Genomic DNA, 16,932 nt, shown 5'->3' on the forward strand with positions numbered 1-16,932 from the left:
GTTTGTACGGTTTTCAGCCGAAGGACGGCGCGACCACCGGAGTGCACCGCGTACCCGGCGCACCGGCCCCGCCCACCGCGACCGGCCCGTCCGCGACCAGCCCGTCCGCGACCAGCCCGTCCGCCTCCCGCTCGCGCTCCCGCATCGCCCGCAGCCGGCCGTCCGGCTCCGCGACCAGGGCCGACCAGGTGCCGCGTTCGACCACCCGGCCGGCGTCCAGGACGAGCACCTCGTCGACGGTGGTGTCGTCCAGGCCGGCCAGCCGGTGGGTGATCAGCACCGTGGTCCGGTCGGCCGTGGCGGCGAGCAGGTCGGCGGTGAGCGCGTCGGCGGTGGGCAGGTCGAGGTGCTCCGCGGGCTCGTCCAGGACGAGCACCGGGAAGTCGGCGAGCAGCGCGCGGGCGAGCGCGAGCCGCTGGCGCTGACCGCCGGAGAGCCGGGCGCCGTGCTCGCCGACCATGGTGTCGAGGCCCGCCGGGAGGGTGTCCGTCCAGTCCAGCAGCCGGGCGGCGGCGAGCGCGGCGCGCAGCTCCTCCTCGTCGGCCGTGGGCCGGGCCAGCCGCAGGTTCTCCCGCAGCGAGCTGTCGAAGACGTACGCGTCCTGGGCGCACAGTCCGATCACCCGGCGGACGTCGTCCCCCGCCACCGTCCGACTGTCCACAGCCTGTGGACGGCCGGCGGCGAGCGTGACCCGACCCGCCGTCGGCTCCACGAACCGCAGCAGCGCCTGGGCGAGCGTGGTCTTGCCGGAGCCGGACGGGCCCACCACGGCGATCCGGCGGCCGGCGGCGAGGTCGAGGTCGAGACCGACCAGTGCGTCCACGGCCTGCCCGGGGTGGCGGGCGGTCAGCCCGCGGACGGCGATCGGCAGCGGCTGCTCCGGCAGGGCCGCCGGGGCGGCCGGCTCGGCGACCGGCGCCGGCACGTCCAGCACCTCGGCCAGCCGTGCCGAGGCGGCCCGGCTGCGCTGGCGGGCCTGGACGGCGAGCGGCATCCCGGTGACGGCCTCGAAGGCGGCCAGCGGGGTGAGCACCACCACCGCGAGGCAGACCGGCGCCAGCGCGCCGGCCTGCACGCCCCGGATGCCGACGGCCGCGGCGGCGGCCACCGTCAGCCCGGTGAGCAGCGCGATCAGCCCGGTGCCGAGCGCCGTGGTGGCGGCCGAGCGGGCGGCCAGCCCGGTCAGCGCGGCGTCGGCGGAGCGGACGGCGGCCAGCCGGCCCGGGAGCGCCCCGGCCACGGTGAGCTCGGCCGTCCCGGTGAGGGTGTCGACGACGGCGGTGGCCAGCCGGCCGCGGGCCGGGGCCTGCCGCCGCTCGGCGCCGGCCGACCAGCGGGCGGCCAGCGCGGGCACCACCGCCCCGGCCAGCAGCAGCCCCAGCCCGAGGACCAGACCGGCCGCGGGCAGGAAGGCGGCCATCGCCGCCGTCGCGGCCAGCGACACCACGGCCGCCACCGCCACCGGCAGCCGCCACCGCAGGTAGTGGTCCTGGACGGCGTCGACGTCGGCGACCAGCCGGGAGAGCAGGTCCCCGCGCCGGAAGGCCGGCAGCCCGGCCGGGGCGAGGGCGGTGAGCCGGCGGTACACGGCGGCCCGCAGCGTGCCGAGGGTGCGCAGCACCGCGTCGTGCGAGACCAGCCGCTCGGCGTAGCGGAACACGCTCCGCCCGATCCCGAAGGCCCGCACCGAGGTGACGGCCATCATCAGGTAGAGCACCGGCGGCATCTCGGAGGCGTAGGAGATGAGGTAGCCCGAGGTGGCCATCAGCGCGACGGCGCAGCCGAGGGCGAGCGTGCCGAGCAGGACGGAGAGCGCGAGCCGGGGCTTGGCGTTCGCCGCCCCGGCGGGCTCCGCCGGCGGGGCGTCGGCGGCCGGCACCGGCCGCCCGCTGTGCGAGAGCCGCGGCGGCGCGTCGGCGGCCGCCGACACCGGGGCGCCCTCCAGCCGGACCACCCGGTCCGCCGCCGCCAGCAGCGCCGGCCGGTGCGCGACCAGCAGCACGGTGCGCGCCGGATCGGCGGCCAGCACCCGGACGGCGTCCACCACGGCCGCCTCCGACGCGCCGTCCAGGTTGGCGGTCGGCTCGTCCAGCAGCACCAGCGGCCGGTCGTCGGCGAGCAGCACCCGGGCGAGCGCCAGCCGCTGCCGCTGGCCCGCCGACAGCCCGGAGCCGTCCTCGCCCAGCGCGGTGGCGAGGCCGTCCGGCAGTTGCCGCACGAAGTCCAGCGCGTGCGCGGACCGCAGTGCGGCCCACAGCTCGTCCTCGCCGGCGTCGGGCCGGTAGAGCCGCAGGTTGTCGGCGACGGTGCCGGCGAACAGGTGCGGGTGCTGCGGCACCCAGGCGATCTGCCGGCGCCAGCTCTCCGGCTCCAGCTCGGCGAGCCCGTACGTCCGCCCGTCGGCGGCGGTGATCCGGACGCCGCCCGCGTCCGGCGCGGTGAGGCCGAGCAGGACGGCGAGCAGGGTGGACTTGCCGGCCCCGCTCGGGCCGGTGAGCGCGCTGGTGGTGCCCGGACGCAGGGTCAGCGCGGCGCCGTCCAGCGCGGGCGCGGTCCGGCCGGGGTGGAGCACGGTGAGGCCCGCGACCTCGACGACGGCGCCGGCCAGGGCGGGGGCGGGGACGGTCCCGGCGGGCGGCAGCGGGGTCTCCAGCACCCGGAAGAGCTCGTCGGCCGCGGTCAGCCCCTCCACGCTGGAGTGGTAGAGCGCGCCGACCTGGCGGATCGGGAAGTACACCTCGGGCGCCAGGATCAGGATCAGCAGCCCGGTCTCCAGGTCGAGCGTGCCGTCCACCAGCCGGAAGCCGATCGAGACCGCGACCAGCGCCACCGACAGGGTGGAGAGCAGCTCCAGGGCGAACGAGGAGATGAAGGCGATCCGCAGGGTGCGCAGGGTGGCGCGGCGGTAGTCGGCGGTGATCCGGGCGATGCCGGCGGCCTGGGCGCGGGCCCGGTTGAACACCTTGAGCGTGGGCAGGCCGGCGACCACGTCCAGGAAGTGGTGCGAGAGCCGGGAGAGGGTCTCCCACTGCCGGTCCATCCGGCTCTGGGTGGCCATCCCGATCAGCACCATGAAGAGCGGGATCAGCGGCAGCGTCCCGGCGATGATCGCGGCCGAGGTGAAGTCGGCGCCGACGACCCGCAGCAGCACGATCACCGGGACGACCACGGCGAGCGCCAGCTGCGGCAGGTAGCGGGCGAAGTAGTCGTCGAGCGCGTCGACGCCGCGGGTGGCGAGGGTGGTGAGTTCGCCGGTGCGCCGGCCCGCCAGGTAGGCCGGGCCGAGCGCGGTGGCGTGGTCGAGCAGCCGGCGCCGCAGGGTGGACTTCACCCGGGCGACGGAGCGGTGCGCGGTGAGTTCGGTGAGCCAGCCGACCAGCCCGCGCCCGACCGCCGTCAGCGCCAGCCACACCAGCGGTGCGGTCAGCTCGCCGAGTCCGGCGTGCTGCTGGAAGGCACGGACGACGATCTCGGCGATCAGGCTCGCCTGGGCGACCACCAGGGCCGCCCCCGCCCCGCCGAGGAGGACCGAGCCGGCGAGGAAGGCGCGGGTGGTGCGGGCGTACCCGAGCAGTCGGGGGTCGACGGGCTTCACGGCTCAGCCCTGGTCGAGCGCGGCGGCCGGGTCGTGCCCGGGGATGTGCTGGACACCGATCCGCTTGCGGAACACCCAGTACGTCCAGCCCTGGTAGAGCAGCACGAGCGGGGTGAAGACCGCCGCGACGATCGTCATCAGCTTCAGCGTGTAGGGCGAGGAGGCGGCGTTGGTGACGGTCAGGCTCCACTCCGGGTTCAGGGTGGACGGCATCACGTCCGGGAACAGCGCCAGGAAGAGCATCGCGACCGCGGCCACGATGGTCGCCCCGGAGAGGACGAACGCCCAGCCCTCGCGGGCCAGCTGGTTGGCCACCAGGGCGCCGACCAGGGCCAGCACCGCGACGACCAGGGCCGCGAGGCTCCAGCCGTTGCCGTTGTCGGCCTGGGTCCAGAGCAGGAAGGCCAGCGCCAGCACGGCCGTCACCAGGCCGAGCCGCAGCGCCATGGCGCGGGCCCGGTCGCGGATCTCCCCGACCGTCTTGAGCGCGGCGAACACCGCGCCGTGGAAGGTGAAGAGGGTGAGGGTGACCAGGCCGCCGAGGACGGCGTACGGGTTCAGCAGGTCCCAGAAGGTGCCGACGTAGTTCTTCTGCTGGTCGATGTCGACGCCGCGGACGATGTTGGCGAAGGCCACGCCCCAGAGGAAGGCCGGGATCAGCGACGTCCAGAAGATCGCCTCCTCCCAGTTCCGCTGCCAGCGCGGCTCGGAGCGCTTCGCCCGGTACTCGAAGGCGACCCCGCGCACGATCAGGCAGACCAGGATCACCAGCAGCGGGGTGTAGAAGCCGCTGAACAGCGTCGCGTACCAGTCCGGGAAGGCCGCGAAGGTGGCGCCGCCGGCGGTGAGCAGCCAGACCTCGTTGCCGTCCCAGACCGGGCCGATGGTGTTGATCAGCACCCGCCGTTCGGCGGTGGAGCGGGCCAGCGGCTTGGTGAGGATGCCGATGCCGAAGTCGAAGCCCTCAAGGAAGAAGTAGCCGATCCACAGGACGGCGATCAGGACGAACCAGACGTCGTGGAGTTGCATGTCGGATCCTCAGTAGTCCTCGGTAGTCCGCGGTGGGGCTCGACGAGCCCGGTGCGCCGGTGGTGCTCGGTGGGGGCTCAGTAGGCGAAGGCGAGGGGCTTGTCGGCGTCCTCGTCCGAGGACGGGCCGCGCAGCGTCGGGTCCTCGGTGGGCGGCCGCTCGGAGGTGACCGGCCCGGCCTTGGCGTACTTGACCAGCAGCCGCACCTCGATCACCGCGAGGATCGCGTACAGCAGGGTGAAGGTGGTCAGGGCGCCGATCTGGGTGCCGATGCCGACGTTCGGCGACACCGCGCTCGCGGTGGTCATCAGCCCGAAGACGGCCCACGGCTGACGGCCCATCTCGGTGAAGATCCAGCCGAAGCTGTTGGCGATCAGCGGGAAGCCCATGGTGAGGATGCCGATCCGCCAGCTCCACTTGGTGAGGAACGGGCCGAGCTCGCGCTTCGGGGTCAGCATCAGCCTGGGCACCTCGGTGTCGCCGGTGCGGAACTCCGGAGCCAGCAGCCATTTCCTGCGGGTGGTCCAGAGCCCGATCACCCCGGCCACGAAGGAGGTCATCCCGAAGCCGATCATGAGGCGGAAGCCCCAGTAGGTGACGAAGATGCTCGGGATGTAGTCCTTCGGGTCACCGCCGTACTTGGCGGCCTCGGCGTTGGCGGTGTCGTTGATGCCGGGTACGGAGGAGCTGAAGTCGCTGTTGGCGAGGAAGGACAGTATCCCGGGGATCTCCAGCTCCACCGAGTTGTGGCCCTTGGAGACGTCGCCGACCGCGAAGACCGAGAACGGGGCCGGCGCCTGGCTGTCCCAGAGCGCCTCGGCGGCGGCCATCTTCATCGGCTGCTGGCGGAACATGACCTTGGCGAGCGAGTCGCCGCTGAGCGCGGTGCCGAGGCCGAAGACCACGGCGAGGACCAGCCCGAGCCGCAGCGAGGTCCGCATCACGGCGACCCGCTTGGGGTCGGCGGTCTCCGGGCGGCGCTTGGCCTTCCAGAGGTGGAAGGAGGCGATGCCGACCATGAAGGCCGCGCCGGTGAGGAAGGCGGCGGTCAGGGTGTGCAGGACGACGGTGACGGTGGTGTCCTGGAAGAGCACCCGCGCGATGTCGGTGAGCTGCGCCTTCCCGGTGACCGGGTCGATCGAGTAGCCGACGGGGTGCTGCATCCAGGAGTTGGCCGCCAGGATGAAGTAGGCGGAGAGCACGGTGCCGATCGACACCATCCACATGCAGGCGCAGTGCAGCTTCCTCGGCAGCTTGTCCCAGCCGAAGATCCAGAGCCCGATGAAGGTCGACTCGAAGAAGAAGGCGATCAGCGCCTCCATCGCGAGCGGGGCCCCGAAGACGTCACCGACGAACCGGGAGTAGTCGGACCAGTTCATCCCGAACTGGAACTCCTGGACGATGCCGGTGACCACGCCCATCGCGATGTTGATCAGGAAGAGCTTCCCCCAGAACTTCGTGGCGTGGAAGTACTTCTCCTTGTCCGTCCGCACCCAGGCGGTCTCCAGCCCGGCCACGATGGCGGCCAGGCTGATGGTGAGCGGTACGAAGAGGAAGTGGTAGACGGTGGTGATGCCGAATTGCCATCGCGCGATGGTTTCGTGAGCGATTGCCAGTTCCACGTCGCCCTCTCTCCGACTCGACCCTGAAGGTCACTTTCCGGACAAACTTCATCTATAGCTGTAGACCGCCGCACAACCAGGCAAGCTTGTCCGCTTGTGAACGTGAACACGTTCACAAGGGTCAGTATCCATCATCCTTACGAGTGGTTTGCAGGCGGGGTGGGATTGACCGGCGATGCCGTGCGCACAGTCTGCGCACCGGCCCTGGCCTGCCACAACGAGCGGCCGGGGCGGCCAGAGAAATGATCTTGGACGATCCGGCGCTTGACAGGCGCCGGATCGTCCGGTGGCGGTCCGGCCCGCTGGGCCGTGGACCTAGTGGCTGCCGTAGGGGCGGGTGATGATCTCCATGCCGTGGCCGGCCGGGTCGAAGAAGTACAGACCCCGGCCGCCGTGGTGGTGGTTGATCTCGCCGGGCAGCTTCAGCTGCGGGTCGGCGTAGTAGCCGATGCCGTCCGCCTCGATCCGGGCGAAGGCGGCGTCGAACTCCTCGTCCGAGACGAGGAAGGCGTAGTGCTGCGGGGCGATCGACTCCGCCGGGACGGACACGAAGTCGAGGGTCACGCCGTTGTCCGTGGCGAGGGGGACGAACGGGCCCCAGGCCGTCCCGACCTCAAGGCCGAGGACGGCCGCCAGGAAGGCGGCGGATTCCCGGTTGTCCCGGGCTTGCACGATGGTGTGGTTCAACTGGACTGCCATGCTTCGAATGCCTCCGTAAGGCACTCACGGGCTACCTCCATGCCTCACCCGGACGGTGACCGACACGCGATGCCGTACCGGGAATCCTAGGTCGTACCGGTACCGACGGGCCAGCCCCCCGAGGGCCCGACGAGCGGGTGCGGGGCCCGTGCCAGACTCGCCCCGTGCAGACGGAACGAGCGATCACCGAGACGATGGCGCGACGGCTGGCGGAGGTCCCGGGCGTGGTCGGCGTGGTGCTCGGCGGCAGCCGGGCGCGCGGCGAGCACCGGCCCGATTCGGACTGGGACCTCGGCATCTACTACCGGGGCGGGCTCGACCTCGACGCGCTGCGGGACCTCGCCGGGCCCGGGGTCGAGGTGGCGGGCCCGGGCGGCTGGGGCCCGTGGGTCGACGGCGGGGCCTGGCTCACCGTCGACGGCGTGGCGGTGGACTGGATCCTGCGCGACCTCGACCGGGTCGAACGGATCTGGGCGGACTGCCGCGCCGGCCGCTACGAGGTGGGCGTGCAGGCCGGGCACCCGCTCGGCTTCTGGTCGCCCTGCTACCCGGGCGAGCTGGCGCTCGGGCAGGTCCTGGCGGATCCGGACGGCGCGCTGACGGAGCTTCGGGCCGAGTTGGCGCAGTACCCCGAGGCACTGCGGACGGCGCTGGTCGCGGCCGTCTGGGAGGCGGGGTTCCTGGTCGACGGGGCGGCCAAGGGCGCGGCCCGGGCCGACGTCCTGTACGTCGCGCTCTGCCTCTCCCGCGCCGTCGGCGTCCTGGTCCAGGCCCTCTTCGCGCACGCCCGCCGCTGGTGCCTCAACGAGAAGGGCGCGTTCGCCGTCGCCGAGACCCTGCCCGGCGCACCGGCCGGGTTCGGCGCCCGGGGCCGCCGGCTGCTCGCCGCCCCGGGCGGCACCCCGGCGGAGCTGGCCGCGACCGTCGCGGACGCCCGGCTGCTGGTGGCCGACACCGTCGCCGCCCTGCGGACGCCCGCCGGGGGCCGCTGACCGGCTGCCGGCCTGCGCGGGCGGCGGCACGGGCAGCGGCACGGCCGGGGGGCGGCCGGGGGGCGGCCGCACCGCCACCGGCCAGGCCGCGCCGGTCCGCCGGATCCGCCGGACCGTCACACCGCCGTCCCGGCAGGCGGATCAGGCCCCGGCCAACGCCTCCAGCTCCGCGAGGTCCTCGGCGCCCAGCCGCAGCGCGGCGGCGGCGACGTTCTCCTCCAGGTGGACCGGCGAGGAGGTGCCGGGGATGGCCAGGATCGCCGGGGAGACCGCCAGCAGCCAGGCCACCATCACCTGGGCCGCGGTGGCGCCGTGGCGCTCGGCCACCCGCCGGATCGCCGGGTCGTCGGGCACCCCCGAGCCGCCGAGCGGGAAGAACGGGACGAAGGCGATGCCCCGGGCGGTGCAGTCCGCCAGCAGCGCCACGTCGTCCGCCGAGCGCTCCAGCACGCTGAACCGGTTCTGCACGGCGGTCACCGGCGCGATCGCCTCGGCCTCGGCGAGCTGGGCCGCGTCGACGTTGCTGACCCCGAGGTGGCGGATCAGGCCCTCCTCGCGCAGCTCGGCCAGGGCGGCGAAGACCTCCGCGACGGACTCCTGGCTGGGCATCCGCCGCAGGTAGACCAGGTCGAGGTGGTCCACCCCGAGCTCGCGCAGGTTGCGGTGGACGGCCGCGCGCAGCTCCTCCGGGCGGGCCGGGTCCTGCCAGCTGCCGTCGGGGTTGCGGCCGGGGCCGACCTTGGTGGCGATCACCAGGTCGTCGCGGTACGGGTGCAGCGCCTTGCGGATCAGCCCGTTCGCGGAGACGTCCTCGTGGAAGTAGAACCAGGCGGTGTCGATGTGGTCGACGCCGAGCTCGACCGCCCGGCGCAGCACCGCGACGCTCTGCACGGGGTCACAGGCCGGGCCGTCCCAGTCGCGGGCGGGCAGCTTCATCGCACCGAAGCCCATCCGGGAGACGGGCAGGTCCCCGCCGATCAGGAGCGAGCCGGCGGCGGAGGCGTGGGCGGAGGTGCGGGAGGTGGTCGTCATGTCCGTAAGCCTCGGCCCGGCTCGCCCGCCGCCCGACCGATCTGGCAGGTTACTGCCATGAGCACCGACCCGATCATCACCCTGCACGGCGAGCAGGAGCTCGTCCGGCGGGCCGGCCACCTCTTCGTGGCGTCGCGGGAGGAGTTCCTGGTCGCCGCCACCGACCTGCTGACCTGGTCCACCGGCGTCAACGCCGCCTTCGCGGAGGGCAAGCGACCGCACCTCGTCCCCGGGCTCACCATGCGCAAGCTGTACACCCGGCGGGCGGTGGCCGACCCGGAGTCCGAACGGCGGCTGCTGCGGATCGCCACCTCCGGCGTCGAGATCCGGATCAGCGACGGACCGCTGGCGCGTGAGGCGATCATCATCGACCGGCGCACCGCGATCCTGGCCGGCGCTCCCGTGCGCGGCGTGCGGACGTACACCGTGGTGCGGTCACCGGAGGTCGTCGACGGCGTGCGCTCGCTGTTCCGCGCCGCCTGGGAGAGCGCCACCGACCTCGCCGACTGCGCCACCCCGCCGCTCCTCACCGAGCAGGCCCGGCAGATCCTCCGCTCCCTCGCCGCCGGCCACACCGACGAGACCGGCGCCCGCGTGCTCGGCCTCTCCCTGCGCACCTACCGCCGCCGGGTCGCCGACCTGCTGACGACCCTCGGCGCCACCTCCCGCTTCCAGGCCGGCCTGCTGGCCCAGGGCCTGCTGGACGAGGGAGTCACCCCCGCCGCCCACCGGTGACGCCCGGGCCGACCGGGGGTCTCAGCGCTGGTGGGGGAGTTCCACGCGGAAGGTGGCGCCGGTGCCGGGGGCGGTGTGGAGGGTGAGGGCGCCGCCGTGGGCGTGGGTGAGCGCGGTGGCGATGGCGAGGCCGAGACCGGCGCCGCCGCCGTCGTGGCGGCTGCGGGAGGCGTCCACGCGGTAGAAGCGGTGGAAGACCCGGACGGCCTGCTCCTCGGTGAGGCCGGGGCCGGAGTCGGCGACTTCGAGCAGGCAGAGGCCCTGGGAGGTGCCGACGCCGATCCGGACCGGGGTGCCGGGCGGGGTGTGCTTGACGGCGTTGCCGACCAGGTTGGTGACCACCTGGCGCAGCCGGGCCTCGTCGCCGAGCACGGGTGCGGGGCCCGGGGCCCCGGTGCCGGACGGGCCGGTGAGGGCGACCGGCCGGGACGGGTCGAGGGCGGTGAGGTCGTGCAGCGCGTCCGCGGCGAGGGTGCGCAGGTCCATCGGCGCGAGGTCGAGCGGGCGCTCCTCGTCGAGCCGGGCGAGCACCAGCAGGTCCTCGACCAGGGTGCCCATCCGGACGGCCTCGCTCTCGATCCGGGACATGGTCCGCTGGACGTCCCCCTCGGTGGGCAGCGCCCCCATCCGGTACAGCTCGGCGAAGCCGCGGATGCCGGCCAGCGGGGTGCGCAGCTCGTGCGAGGCGTCGGCGACGAACCGCCGCATCCGCGCCTCGGACTCGGCCCGGGCGGCGAACGCGGCCTCGATCTGGGTGAGCATCGCGTTGAGGGCTGCGGAGAGCCGGCCGACCTCGGTGCGCGTGGAGAGCTCGGGCATCCGGTGGGACAGCTCGCCGGAGGCGATCCGCTCGGCGCCCTCCTCGATCCGGCGCAGCGGCCGCAGCCCGGCCCGGACGGCGAAGAAGCCGAGGGCGGCGATCAGCACCAGCACCGCGCCGCCGATCGCGAGGAACGAGGTGCGCAGCCGGCCGACGGTGGCGTCGATGTCCTCGCGGGACACCGCGACCATCAGGTAGGCGGGGGCGGGGGCCGGCACGGCGAAGGCACTGGTGGGGGCGGGCGGCCGCTGGAGCGGCAGGACGAGCGTGCGCCAGCTGCGCTGGCCGCGCTGGTCGGGCAGGTCGAACGGGGTGTCCGGGGCGGCGGCGGCCGGGTCGAGGCCGGCCAGCTGCGGAGCCGGGTCGTTCTCGGAGACCGGCTGGCGGACGACCTGCTGGACCTTGCCGTCCGCCGAGAGGTACTGGACCAGGTACTGGCTGGGCAGCGCCGCCAGGTAGGTGGGGTTGCCCCGCTTGCCGCTGACCGACGGCTGCTTGTTGTCCGGCCAGCTCACCCGGCCCGGCACGCGGTGCGAGAGCGGCTCGGCGAAGCGCTGCAGCTGGTCGTCGAGCCGCTGCACCAGCTGGACCCGGACGGTGCCGAGCACGACGGCGTCACTGACCGCGAGTCCGGTGGTGACCAGGACGAGGACGAGGACGAGCAGCCGGACGCGCAGCGAGAACCGGGGGAACACGGCCGGCGGTCAGTTCTGCGGCGGTCGGCGCAGCGCGTAGCCGATGCCGCGGACGGTGTGGATCAGCTTGGGGCCGTGCGCGGGGCCGGAGTCGAGCTTGCGGCGCAGGTAGGAGATGTAGGACTCGACGATCGAGAGGTCGCCGCCGAAGTCGTAGGCCCAGACGTGGTCGAGGATCTGCGCCTTGGAGACCACCCGGCCGACGTTGGCCATCAGGTAGTGCAGCAGCTTGAACTCGGTCGGGGAGAGCGCGACCGGGGTGCCGCCGCGGGTGACCTCGTGGGCGACCGGGTCGAGGGTGAGGTCGGCGACGAGCAGCCGGCCGTCCTCGGCGGGGCCGCCGGCCCGGCGCAGGATCGCCCGGATCCGGGCGATCAGCTCCTCCAGGCTGAACGGCTTGGTGACGTAGTCGTCCGCGCCGGCGGCCAGGCCCTGGACCTTGTCGCCGACGCCGTCCTTCGCGGTCAGGAAGAGCACCGGCAGGTGGTCGCCGGGGTGGCCGTGGGCGGGGCCGGCGATCTGGCCCCGGCTGGTCTGCTCGCGCAGCCGCTCGACCACGGTGAAGCCGTCGAGGTCGGGGAGCATCACGTCGAGGACGACCAGGTCGGGTCGCTCCGCGGCGATCAGTTCGAGCGCCTCGGTGCCGCTGGCGGCGGAGGCGACCCGGAAGCCGGAGAAGCGCAGGGAGGCGGAGAGCAGCTCCCGGATGTTGGGTTCGTCGTCGACGACGAGGAGGAACGCCTCCCCCGGGCCGCCGGCCACGGCGGAGCTGCCAGGTGTGGACACAGTGCCTTGCACGGGGGTTCCGCCTCCCGGTCGGACGATGGCGTTCAGCTGAGGCTAGCCCGGGGAGGCTAAGCGCCATCGATGAATGTTGGATTAACACCTTATCGGGCGGATTTGGGCGAACGAGCCCGCGCGGTCGGGCTGGATGGTGTGCGCACGGGTCGCCGGGCCCCGGTGCGCCCGGTGCCGGACCGGTGTTTTTCCGGGGAACGGTACGGCACCGGGCCGCGATCGGGCCCGGCTGCGGACGCTCCCGTGCCCCGGGTAGGGACAGCGCGCGGCCCGGCCGCCGGAGGAGGTTCGGCCGGGCCGCGCGGACGTCCGGGGCCGCGGGGTCAGCCGCCGGACGGGCTCTGGGTGCCCCGGTTACCGCCGGGCGCACCGCCGCCGCCGAAGCCGCCCGCGCCGCCGGCCCCGAAGCCGGTGCCGCCCTCGACGAGCTGGGTGGCGGCGTAGCCGCCGTCGGCGGCCGGGGTGCCGACCACGGTGACGCTCTGGCCGGGCTGCAGGTCGGCGACCTTGCCCTCCTTGTTGAGCTGGACCTTGGTGGCATCGCCGGTGGTCACCTTGACGGTGTTCCCGTTGGCGTCGGTCAGGTAGACGGTGGTGCCGTCGACGGCCTTGACGGTGCCCCGGGTGAACCCGCCCTGGGCCCCCTGGCCGGCGCCCTGACCGCCCTGACCGGCCCCGCCCGTGCCCTGGCCGCCCCGGCGGGTGCCGTTCTGCCCGCCGCCGAAGCCGGAGGCCCCCGCCCTGGGCTGCTGGCCGGCGGCCGTGGCCTTACCGGAGCCGGTGGAGCCGTGGTCCTGCTGGTACCAGACGCCGCCCGCGAACGCCCCCGTGGCGATCACGGCGCCGGCCAGCACCAGGGTCGGCCACGGCAGCCGGCGACGCGGCGGCGCGGCCAGCTCGGCGGTGACGTCCCGCGCGTCCGGCGCGGTGGAGAGCAGGACGACCTGCTCGGCGGGGGTACGCGGCTCGATCTCGTTGCTCATGGTCTGCGGGTCCTTGGTCACTCGTGGCGGAGGGCGTCGATCGGGCGCAGCGAAGCGGCCCGGTTGGCGGGGTAACTGCCGAAGAACAGGCCGATGGCGACGGCGATGCCGAACGCGCCGAGCACCGACTCGGGGATCACCACCGGCTTGATGCCGACGACGGAGAAGTGCGACCCGGCGAGGCCGGCCAGCACCCCGAGCCCGGCCCCGATCACCGACAGCAGGGTGGACTCGACGAGGAACTGCCCGAGGATAGCCCGGCGCGGGGCACCGAGCGCCTTGCGGATGCCGATCTCCCTGGTCCGCTCGGTGACGGTGACCAGCATGATGTTGGTGATGCCGATCCCGCCGACCAGCAGCGAGATCGCGGCCACCGCGCCGAGCAGCACGGTGAAGGTCTTGGTGGTGGACTCCCGGGCCGTGAGCAGCGAGGCCTGGTTGCCGATCCGGAAGTCCGCCTTGCTCGGGTCGGCGATCGCGTGGGCCGCGAGCAGCACCCGGGTGACCTCGGCCTGCGCGGCGGTGGTGGTCTCGGCGGAGGTGGCCTGCACCAGGATCTGGCTGACCGGGCCGAAGCCGGTGAAGGCGTTCTGCACGGTCGGCAGCGGCGCGATCACCACGTCGTCCGGGTCGGTGAAGCCGGTGCCGCCCTTGGCCTGGAGCACGCCGACCACGGTCAGCGGGGTGCCGCCGACGGTGATCGCCTTGCCGACCGGGTCGGCGGTGGCGAACAGCTGCTTGGCGGTGGTGGCGCCGAGCACCGCGACCTTGCGGGAGCCGAGCACGTCGTCGGCCGTGAAGTACTCGCCGCGGCCGATCTTCAGGTTGGCGGTCTCGAAGTACGCGGGGTAGGTGCCGACGATCGAGCCGGGGCTGTACGAGATGTCCCCGTACAGCGCGGTGCCGCTGGTGGTGACCACCGGCGCGACGGACTTGATCGACGTCGCCTCCGGGTCGCTCGCCAGCGCCTTGGCGTCGGCGACCGTGAGCTTCTTGGCGGTGGAGGCGGTGCGCGAGCCGCCGAAGGACGAACCGGCGGTGACGGTGAGCGAGTTGGTGCCGAGCGAGGTGATCGACTCCTTGACCGCCACCGAGGAGCCGTTGCCGACCGCGAGCAGCAGGATCACCGAGGCGACACCGATCAGCACGCCCAGCATGGTGAGGGCGGAGCGCACCTTGTTGGCGGCCAGGCCGCCGACGGCGAAGCGGAGCATCTGCCAGAGCATCATGCGAGCACCCCCAGGTGCTCGGCGGCCGGCAGCAGGGCGGGCGGCGGACCGTCCACCGGGGCCTGCCGGACGTCGCTGGTGATCGCGCCGTCGACCAGCCGGATCACCCGCTTCGCGTGCAGCGCGACCTCGTCCTCGTGGGTGATCAGCACCACGGTGCGACCGGTCGCGTTGAGGCCGTCGACGAGGGCCAGCACCTCCTCGGTGGAGCGGCTGTCCAGATTGCCGGTGGGCTCGTCGGCGAGCAGCATCGCGGGCGCGGTGACCAGCGCCCGGGCCACCGCGACGCGCTGCTGCTGACCGCCGGAGAGCTCGTTGGGCCGGTGCCCGGACCGCTCGGCGAGGCCGACCAGCGAGAGCGCGGCCAGCGCCCGGCGGCGCCGCTCGGCGCTGCGCACGCCCGCGTAGGCGAGCGGCAGCTCGACCTGGGCGAGCGCGGTGGTGCGGGGGACGAGGTTGAAGGACTGGAAGATGAAACCGATCTTGCGGTTGCGGACCAGCGAGAGCTGCTGCTCGTCCAGGTGGCCGACGTCGATGCCGTCCAGCAGGTAGCGGCCGGTGGTCGGCACGTCCAGGCAGCCGAGGATGTTCATCAGGGTCGACTTGCCGGAGCCCGAACTGCCCATCACCGCCACGTAGTCGCCCTGGTCGATGTCCAGGGTGACGCCCAGCGGCTCGCCGGTGGCCGGGTCGGACGGGCCGCGCAGCGCGTGCACGGTGGCGTCGCCGTGGCCGTAGGACTTGGTGAGCCGGCGGATCTGGATGACCGGCGGTGGCGCCGCCCCCTCCGGACCCGCTGCGATCTGACGCGCCATCAGCGACTACCGCCCCGGCCGGCGCCCGCACCGGACCCGGCGCCGCCGGCGGCCGCGCCGACCCCTGCCACGCCCGCGCCCGCGCCCGCACCGCCGCGGCCGCCCTGGCCGCCGTTCAGGCCCGGGAAGGAGCCGTTTGGGAAGCCGTTGGTGCCGCTGGTGGTGGCGAGTTCGACCTTGTCGCCCTCCTTCAGCCCGGAGAGCACCTGCACGGTGGTGTCGCCCTCGACGCCCACCTCGACGGTGACCCGCTCGCCGGTGCCGTCCGGCTGCACCAGGGTCGCCGTCCGGCTGGCCCCGGTGCCGGCCAGGGCGGCGGTGGGCAGCGAGAGCGCGTTGTCGGCCTCGCCGGTGACCACCGAGACCGTCGCGCTGAGGCCGGTGCGCAGCTTGCTGGTGTCCCCGGTGATCTGCAGCGTCGCCGCGTACTGGACGGCGGCCGCGCCACCGCTGCCGCCGCTGCTCACCGGCAGCGAACTGACGGAGAGCACCGTGGCGTTGAGCTTGGTGTCGGACTGCGCGTTCAGCGCGACGGTGGCCGACTCGCCCTTCTTGAGCTTCAGCGAGTCCAGCTCGGAGAAGTTGGCGGTGACCTGCATCCCGGTCGGGTTGGTCAGCACGATGAAGCCGCTCGGGGCGCCCGAACCCGACGTGCTGCCGGTGGACTTCGTGGTGCCCGTGCTGCTCCCGGTACCACCGCCCATCGTGTCGCCGACCTTGCCGGCGATCGACGCGACCGTGCCGTCCACCGAGGCGGTGAGCGTCGTCCCGGCCAGCGCCGCCTGGGCGTTGGCGAGGGTGGTCTGCGCGGTGGCGACCTGCTGCTGGGCCTGGGCGACGGCCGCCTGGTCCACCTTGGTGGTGGTGATGGTGGTGGTCTGCGGGGCCGGGACGGTGGCCTGGGGAGCGGGCGCACTGCTCGCGCCCGCTCCCCGGTCCCCGCCACCGGAACCGCCGGAACCACCGGCGGAGCCGTTGGAGGTGTTGCCGGCCGAGCCGTTGCCCGAACTCCCCGGGAGCTGCTGGGTGGTCGTGGTGGTGACCCCCGCCTGAGCCTTGGTGAGGTTGGCATTGGCCGTGGTGAGCGCCGACTGCGCCGCGTCCACCTGCTGCTGGGCGGCCGTGGTGTCGACGGTGGCGAGCACCTGCCCCTTGGTCACGGCGTCGCCCACCGCGACCTTGACGGCGGTGAGCTTCCCACCGGTGGTGAAGTCCTGGGCCGCGTCGGTCGGCGAGGCGAGCGTGCCGGTTCCGGACACGGTGGCCAGGACCGTGCCCTTGGCCACGGTCGCGGTACGGACCTGGGTCTTGCCGGCCGTCTTCTCGGTACCGCTGTCCAGCGTCGTGTACGCCAGGGCCGCGGCGCCCACCAGGGCCACGCCGAGCGCGGAGTTCAGGAGGACGGCACCACGCCGTCGCGGAAGCACCTTCATGGCGAACAGCTTTCCGGGGCGCTCTTGCGACACCCTGGGCACGAGCTGGGAGAACGCTGACCGGCCGAATCCGGGCATTACGGCACGGTCCACCCGGTCCGGGCCCTCGGCTTGGCCGCCGCCCGGTCAGCCGTTGGCCGAACTCCCAGGAGGTTCCCAGGCATCCCCAGCCATCCGGCAGCACGCTCCCGGGCGGCGGCGCGGCCGACGGGCCGCCCCGGCATAGCGTTCACTCCCATTCATTGCAACGACTTGGGCGTCCAGCATTGCATTAGGGTCGAGACCATTGCAACGATTATCTAGCTCTGGCCTGCATAGATGCTGATTCGTCGCAACGAACTTGTTGCATGATCTCTGAACGCAACGTAGCTTTTGCGGAGTCAGAAACGACCAGCGCAGCAGGAGAGACCATCATGCAGAAGTTCGCCACCACCGCCCCGATCGCCGCCGTCCTC

At 73.7% G+C, this 16,932-nt stretch carries 13 protein-coding genes; 2 read left to right on the forward strand and 11 right to left on the reverse strand.

Annotated features, from left to right (window positions below; all coding sequences use genetic code 11):
• Window positions 1–13 precede the first annotated feature (13 nt).
• From cydD to ACFVYI_RS35440, 4 genes are all read right to left on the reverse strand, one after another.
• Entirely contained in the window at window positions 14–3,595 is a 3,582-nt protein-coding gene (gene cydD, locus ACFVYI_RS35425; RefSeq protein ID WP_387893255.1) for a thiol reductant ABC exporter subunit CydD, read from the reverse strand.
• A 3-nt stretch (window positions 3,596–3,598) separates the two neighbouring features.
• The gene (gene cydB, locus ACFVYI_RS35430; RefSeq protein ID WP_387893257.1) at window positions 3,599–4,624 is read right to left on the reverse strand and encodes a cytochrome d ubiquinol oxidase subunit II; all 1,026 of its coding nucleotides are present in this window, start codon (window positions 4,622–4,624) and stop codon (window positions 3,599–3,601) included.
• A 77-nt stretch (window positions 4,625–4,701) separates the two neighbouring features.
• Window positions 4,702–6,246, reverse strand: a complete 1,545-nt coding sequence (locus ACFVYI_RS35435; RefSeq protein ID WP_387893259.1) for a cytochrome ubiquinol oxidase subunit I — start codon at window positions 6,244–6,246, stop codon at window positions 4,702–4,704.
• 315 nt (window positions 6,247–6,561) lie between these two features.
• Window positions 6,562–6,945, reverse strand: coding sequence for a VOC family protein (locus ACFVYI_RS35440; protein ID WP_387893261.1), 384 nt, complete (start codon window positions 6,943–6,945; stop codon window positions 6,562–6,564).
• Between the two features lie 194 nt (window positions 6,946–7,139).
• Here ACFVYI_RS35440 and ACFVYI_RS35445 point away from each other — a divergent pair, with 194 nt between their 5' ends.
• Window positions 7,140–7,937, forward strand: a complete 798-nt coding sequence (locus tag ACFVYI_RS35445; protein WP_387893275.1) for a nucleotidyltransferase domain-containing protein — start codon at window positions 7,140–7,142, stop codon at window positions 7,935–7,937.
• A 141-nt stretch (window positions 7,938–8,078) separates the two neighbouring features.
• Here ACFVYI_RS35445 and ACFVYI_RS35450 read toward each other — a convergent pair whose 3' ends face one another.
• Window positions 8,079–8,969, reverse strand: coding sequence for an oxidoreductase (locus ACFVYI_RS35450; protein WP_387893262.1), 891 nt, complete (start codon window positions 8,967–8,969; stop codon window positions 8,079–8,081).
• 57 nt (window positions 8,970–9,026) lie between these two features.
• Here ACFVYI_RS35450 and ACFVYI_RS35455 point away from each other — a divergent pair, with 57 nt between their 5' ends.
• On the forward strand, window positions 9,027–9,704 hold the full coding sequence (locus ACFVYI_RS35455) for a DNA-binding response regulator (RefSeq protein ID WP_387893264.1): 678 nt from the start codon (window positions 9,027–9,029) through the stop codon (window positions 9,702–9,704).
• Between the two features lie 21 nt (window positions 9,705–9,725).
• Here ACFVYI_RS35455 and ACFVYI_RS35460 read toward each other — a convergent pair whose 3' ends face one another.
• The 6 genes from ACFVYI_RS35460 to ACFVYI_RS35485 all read right to left on the reverse strand — a co-directional run bounded on the left by ACFVYI_RS35460 (window position 9,726) and on the right by ACFVYI_RS35485 (window position 16,477).
• A complete protein-coding gene (locus ACFVYI_RS35460) occupies window positions 9,726–11,219 on the reverse strand; it encodes a sensor histidine kinase (RefSeq protein ID WP_387893266.1) in 1,494 nt (497 codons plus the stop codon).
• 9 nt (window positions 11,220–11,228) lie between these two features.
• On the reverse strand, window positions 11,229–12,005 hold the full coding sequence (locus tag ACFVYI_RS35465) for a response regulator transcription factor (protein WP_387893268.1): 777 nt from the start codon (window positions 12,003–12,005) through the stop codon (window positions 11,229–11,231).
• A gap of 335 nt (window positions 12,006–12,340) precedes the next feature.
• Window positions 12,341–13,000, reverse strand: a complete 660-nt coding sequence (locus tag ACFVYI_RS35470) for a hypothetical protein (protein WP_387893269.1) — start codon at window positions 12,998–13,000, stop codon at window positions 12,341–12,343.
• Between the two features lie 17 nt (window positions 13,001–13,017).
• Window positions 13,018–14,229 carry an ABC transporter permease gene (locus tag ACFVYI_RS35475; protein WP_387893270.1) on the reverse strand — a complete coding sequence of 404 codons (1,212 nt, stop codon included), beginning with the start codon at window positions 14,227–14,229 and terminating at the stop codon, window positions 13,018–13,020.
• A complete protein-coding gene (locus tag ACFVYI_RS35480; RefSeq protein WP_387893272.1) occupies window positions 14,226–15,044 on the reverse strand; it encodes an ABC transporter ATP-binding protein in 819 nt (272 codons plus the stop codon). The genes ACFVYI_RS35475 and ACFVYI_RS35480 overlap by 4 nt, the downstream gene beginning before the upstream one ends.
• Window positions 15,044–16,477: an efflux RND transporter periplasmic adaptor subunit gene (locus ACFVYI_RS35485; RefSeq protein WP_387893274.1), complete on the reverse strand. Its 1,434-nt coding sequence runs from the start codon at window positions 16,475–16,477 to the stop codon at window positions 15,044–15,046. Before ACFVYI_RS35485 ends, ACFVYI_RS35480 begins: the two co-directional genes overlap by 1 nt.
• Window positions 16,478–16,932: the final 455 nt, after the last annotated feature.

Source organism: Kitasatospora sp. NPDC058218 (assembly GCF_042882445.1).
Lineage (GTDB): Bacteria > Actinomycetota > Actinomycetes > Streptomycetales > Streptomycetaceae > Kitasatospora.

Coding starts and splice junctions, on each gene's coding strand:
- ACFVYI_RS35455 (WP_387893264.1), top strand. CDS start 9,027: ATGAGCACCGACCCGATCATCACCCTGCACGGCGAGCAGGAGCTCGTC.
- ACFVYI_RS35440 (WP_387893261.1), bottom strand. CDS start 6,945: ATGGCAGTCCAGTTGAACCACACCATCGTGCAAGCCCGGGACAACCGG.
- ACFVYI_RS35470 (WP_387893269.1), bottom strand. CDS start 13,000: ATGAGCAACGAGATCGAGCCGCGTACCCCCGCCGAGCAGGTCGTCCTG.
- ACFVYI_RS35480 (WP_387893272.1), bottom strand. CDS start 15,044: ATGGCGCGTCAGATCGCAGCGGGTCCGGAGGGGGCGGCGCCACCGCCG.
- ACFVYI_RS35485 (WP_387893274.1), bottom strand. CDS start 16,477: ATGAAGGTGCTTCCGCGACGGCGTGGTGCCGTCCTCCTGAACTCCGCG.
- cydB (WP_387893257.1), bottom strand. CDS start 4,624: ATGCAACTCCACGACGTCTGGTTCGTCCTGATCGCCGTCCTGTGGATC.
- ACFVYI_RS35475 (WP_387893270.1), bottom strand. CDS start 14,229: ATGATGCTCTGGCAGATGCTCCGCTTCGCCGTCGGCGGCCTGGCCGCC.
- ACFVYI_RS35450 (WP_387893262.1), bottom strand. CDS start 8,969: ATGACGACCACCTCCCGCACCTCCGCCCACGCCTCCGCCGCCGGCTCG.
- ACFVYI_RS35445 (WP_387893275.1), top strand. CDS start 7,140: ATGGCGCGACGGCTGGCGGAGGTCCCGGGCGTGGTCGGCGTGGTGCTC.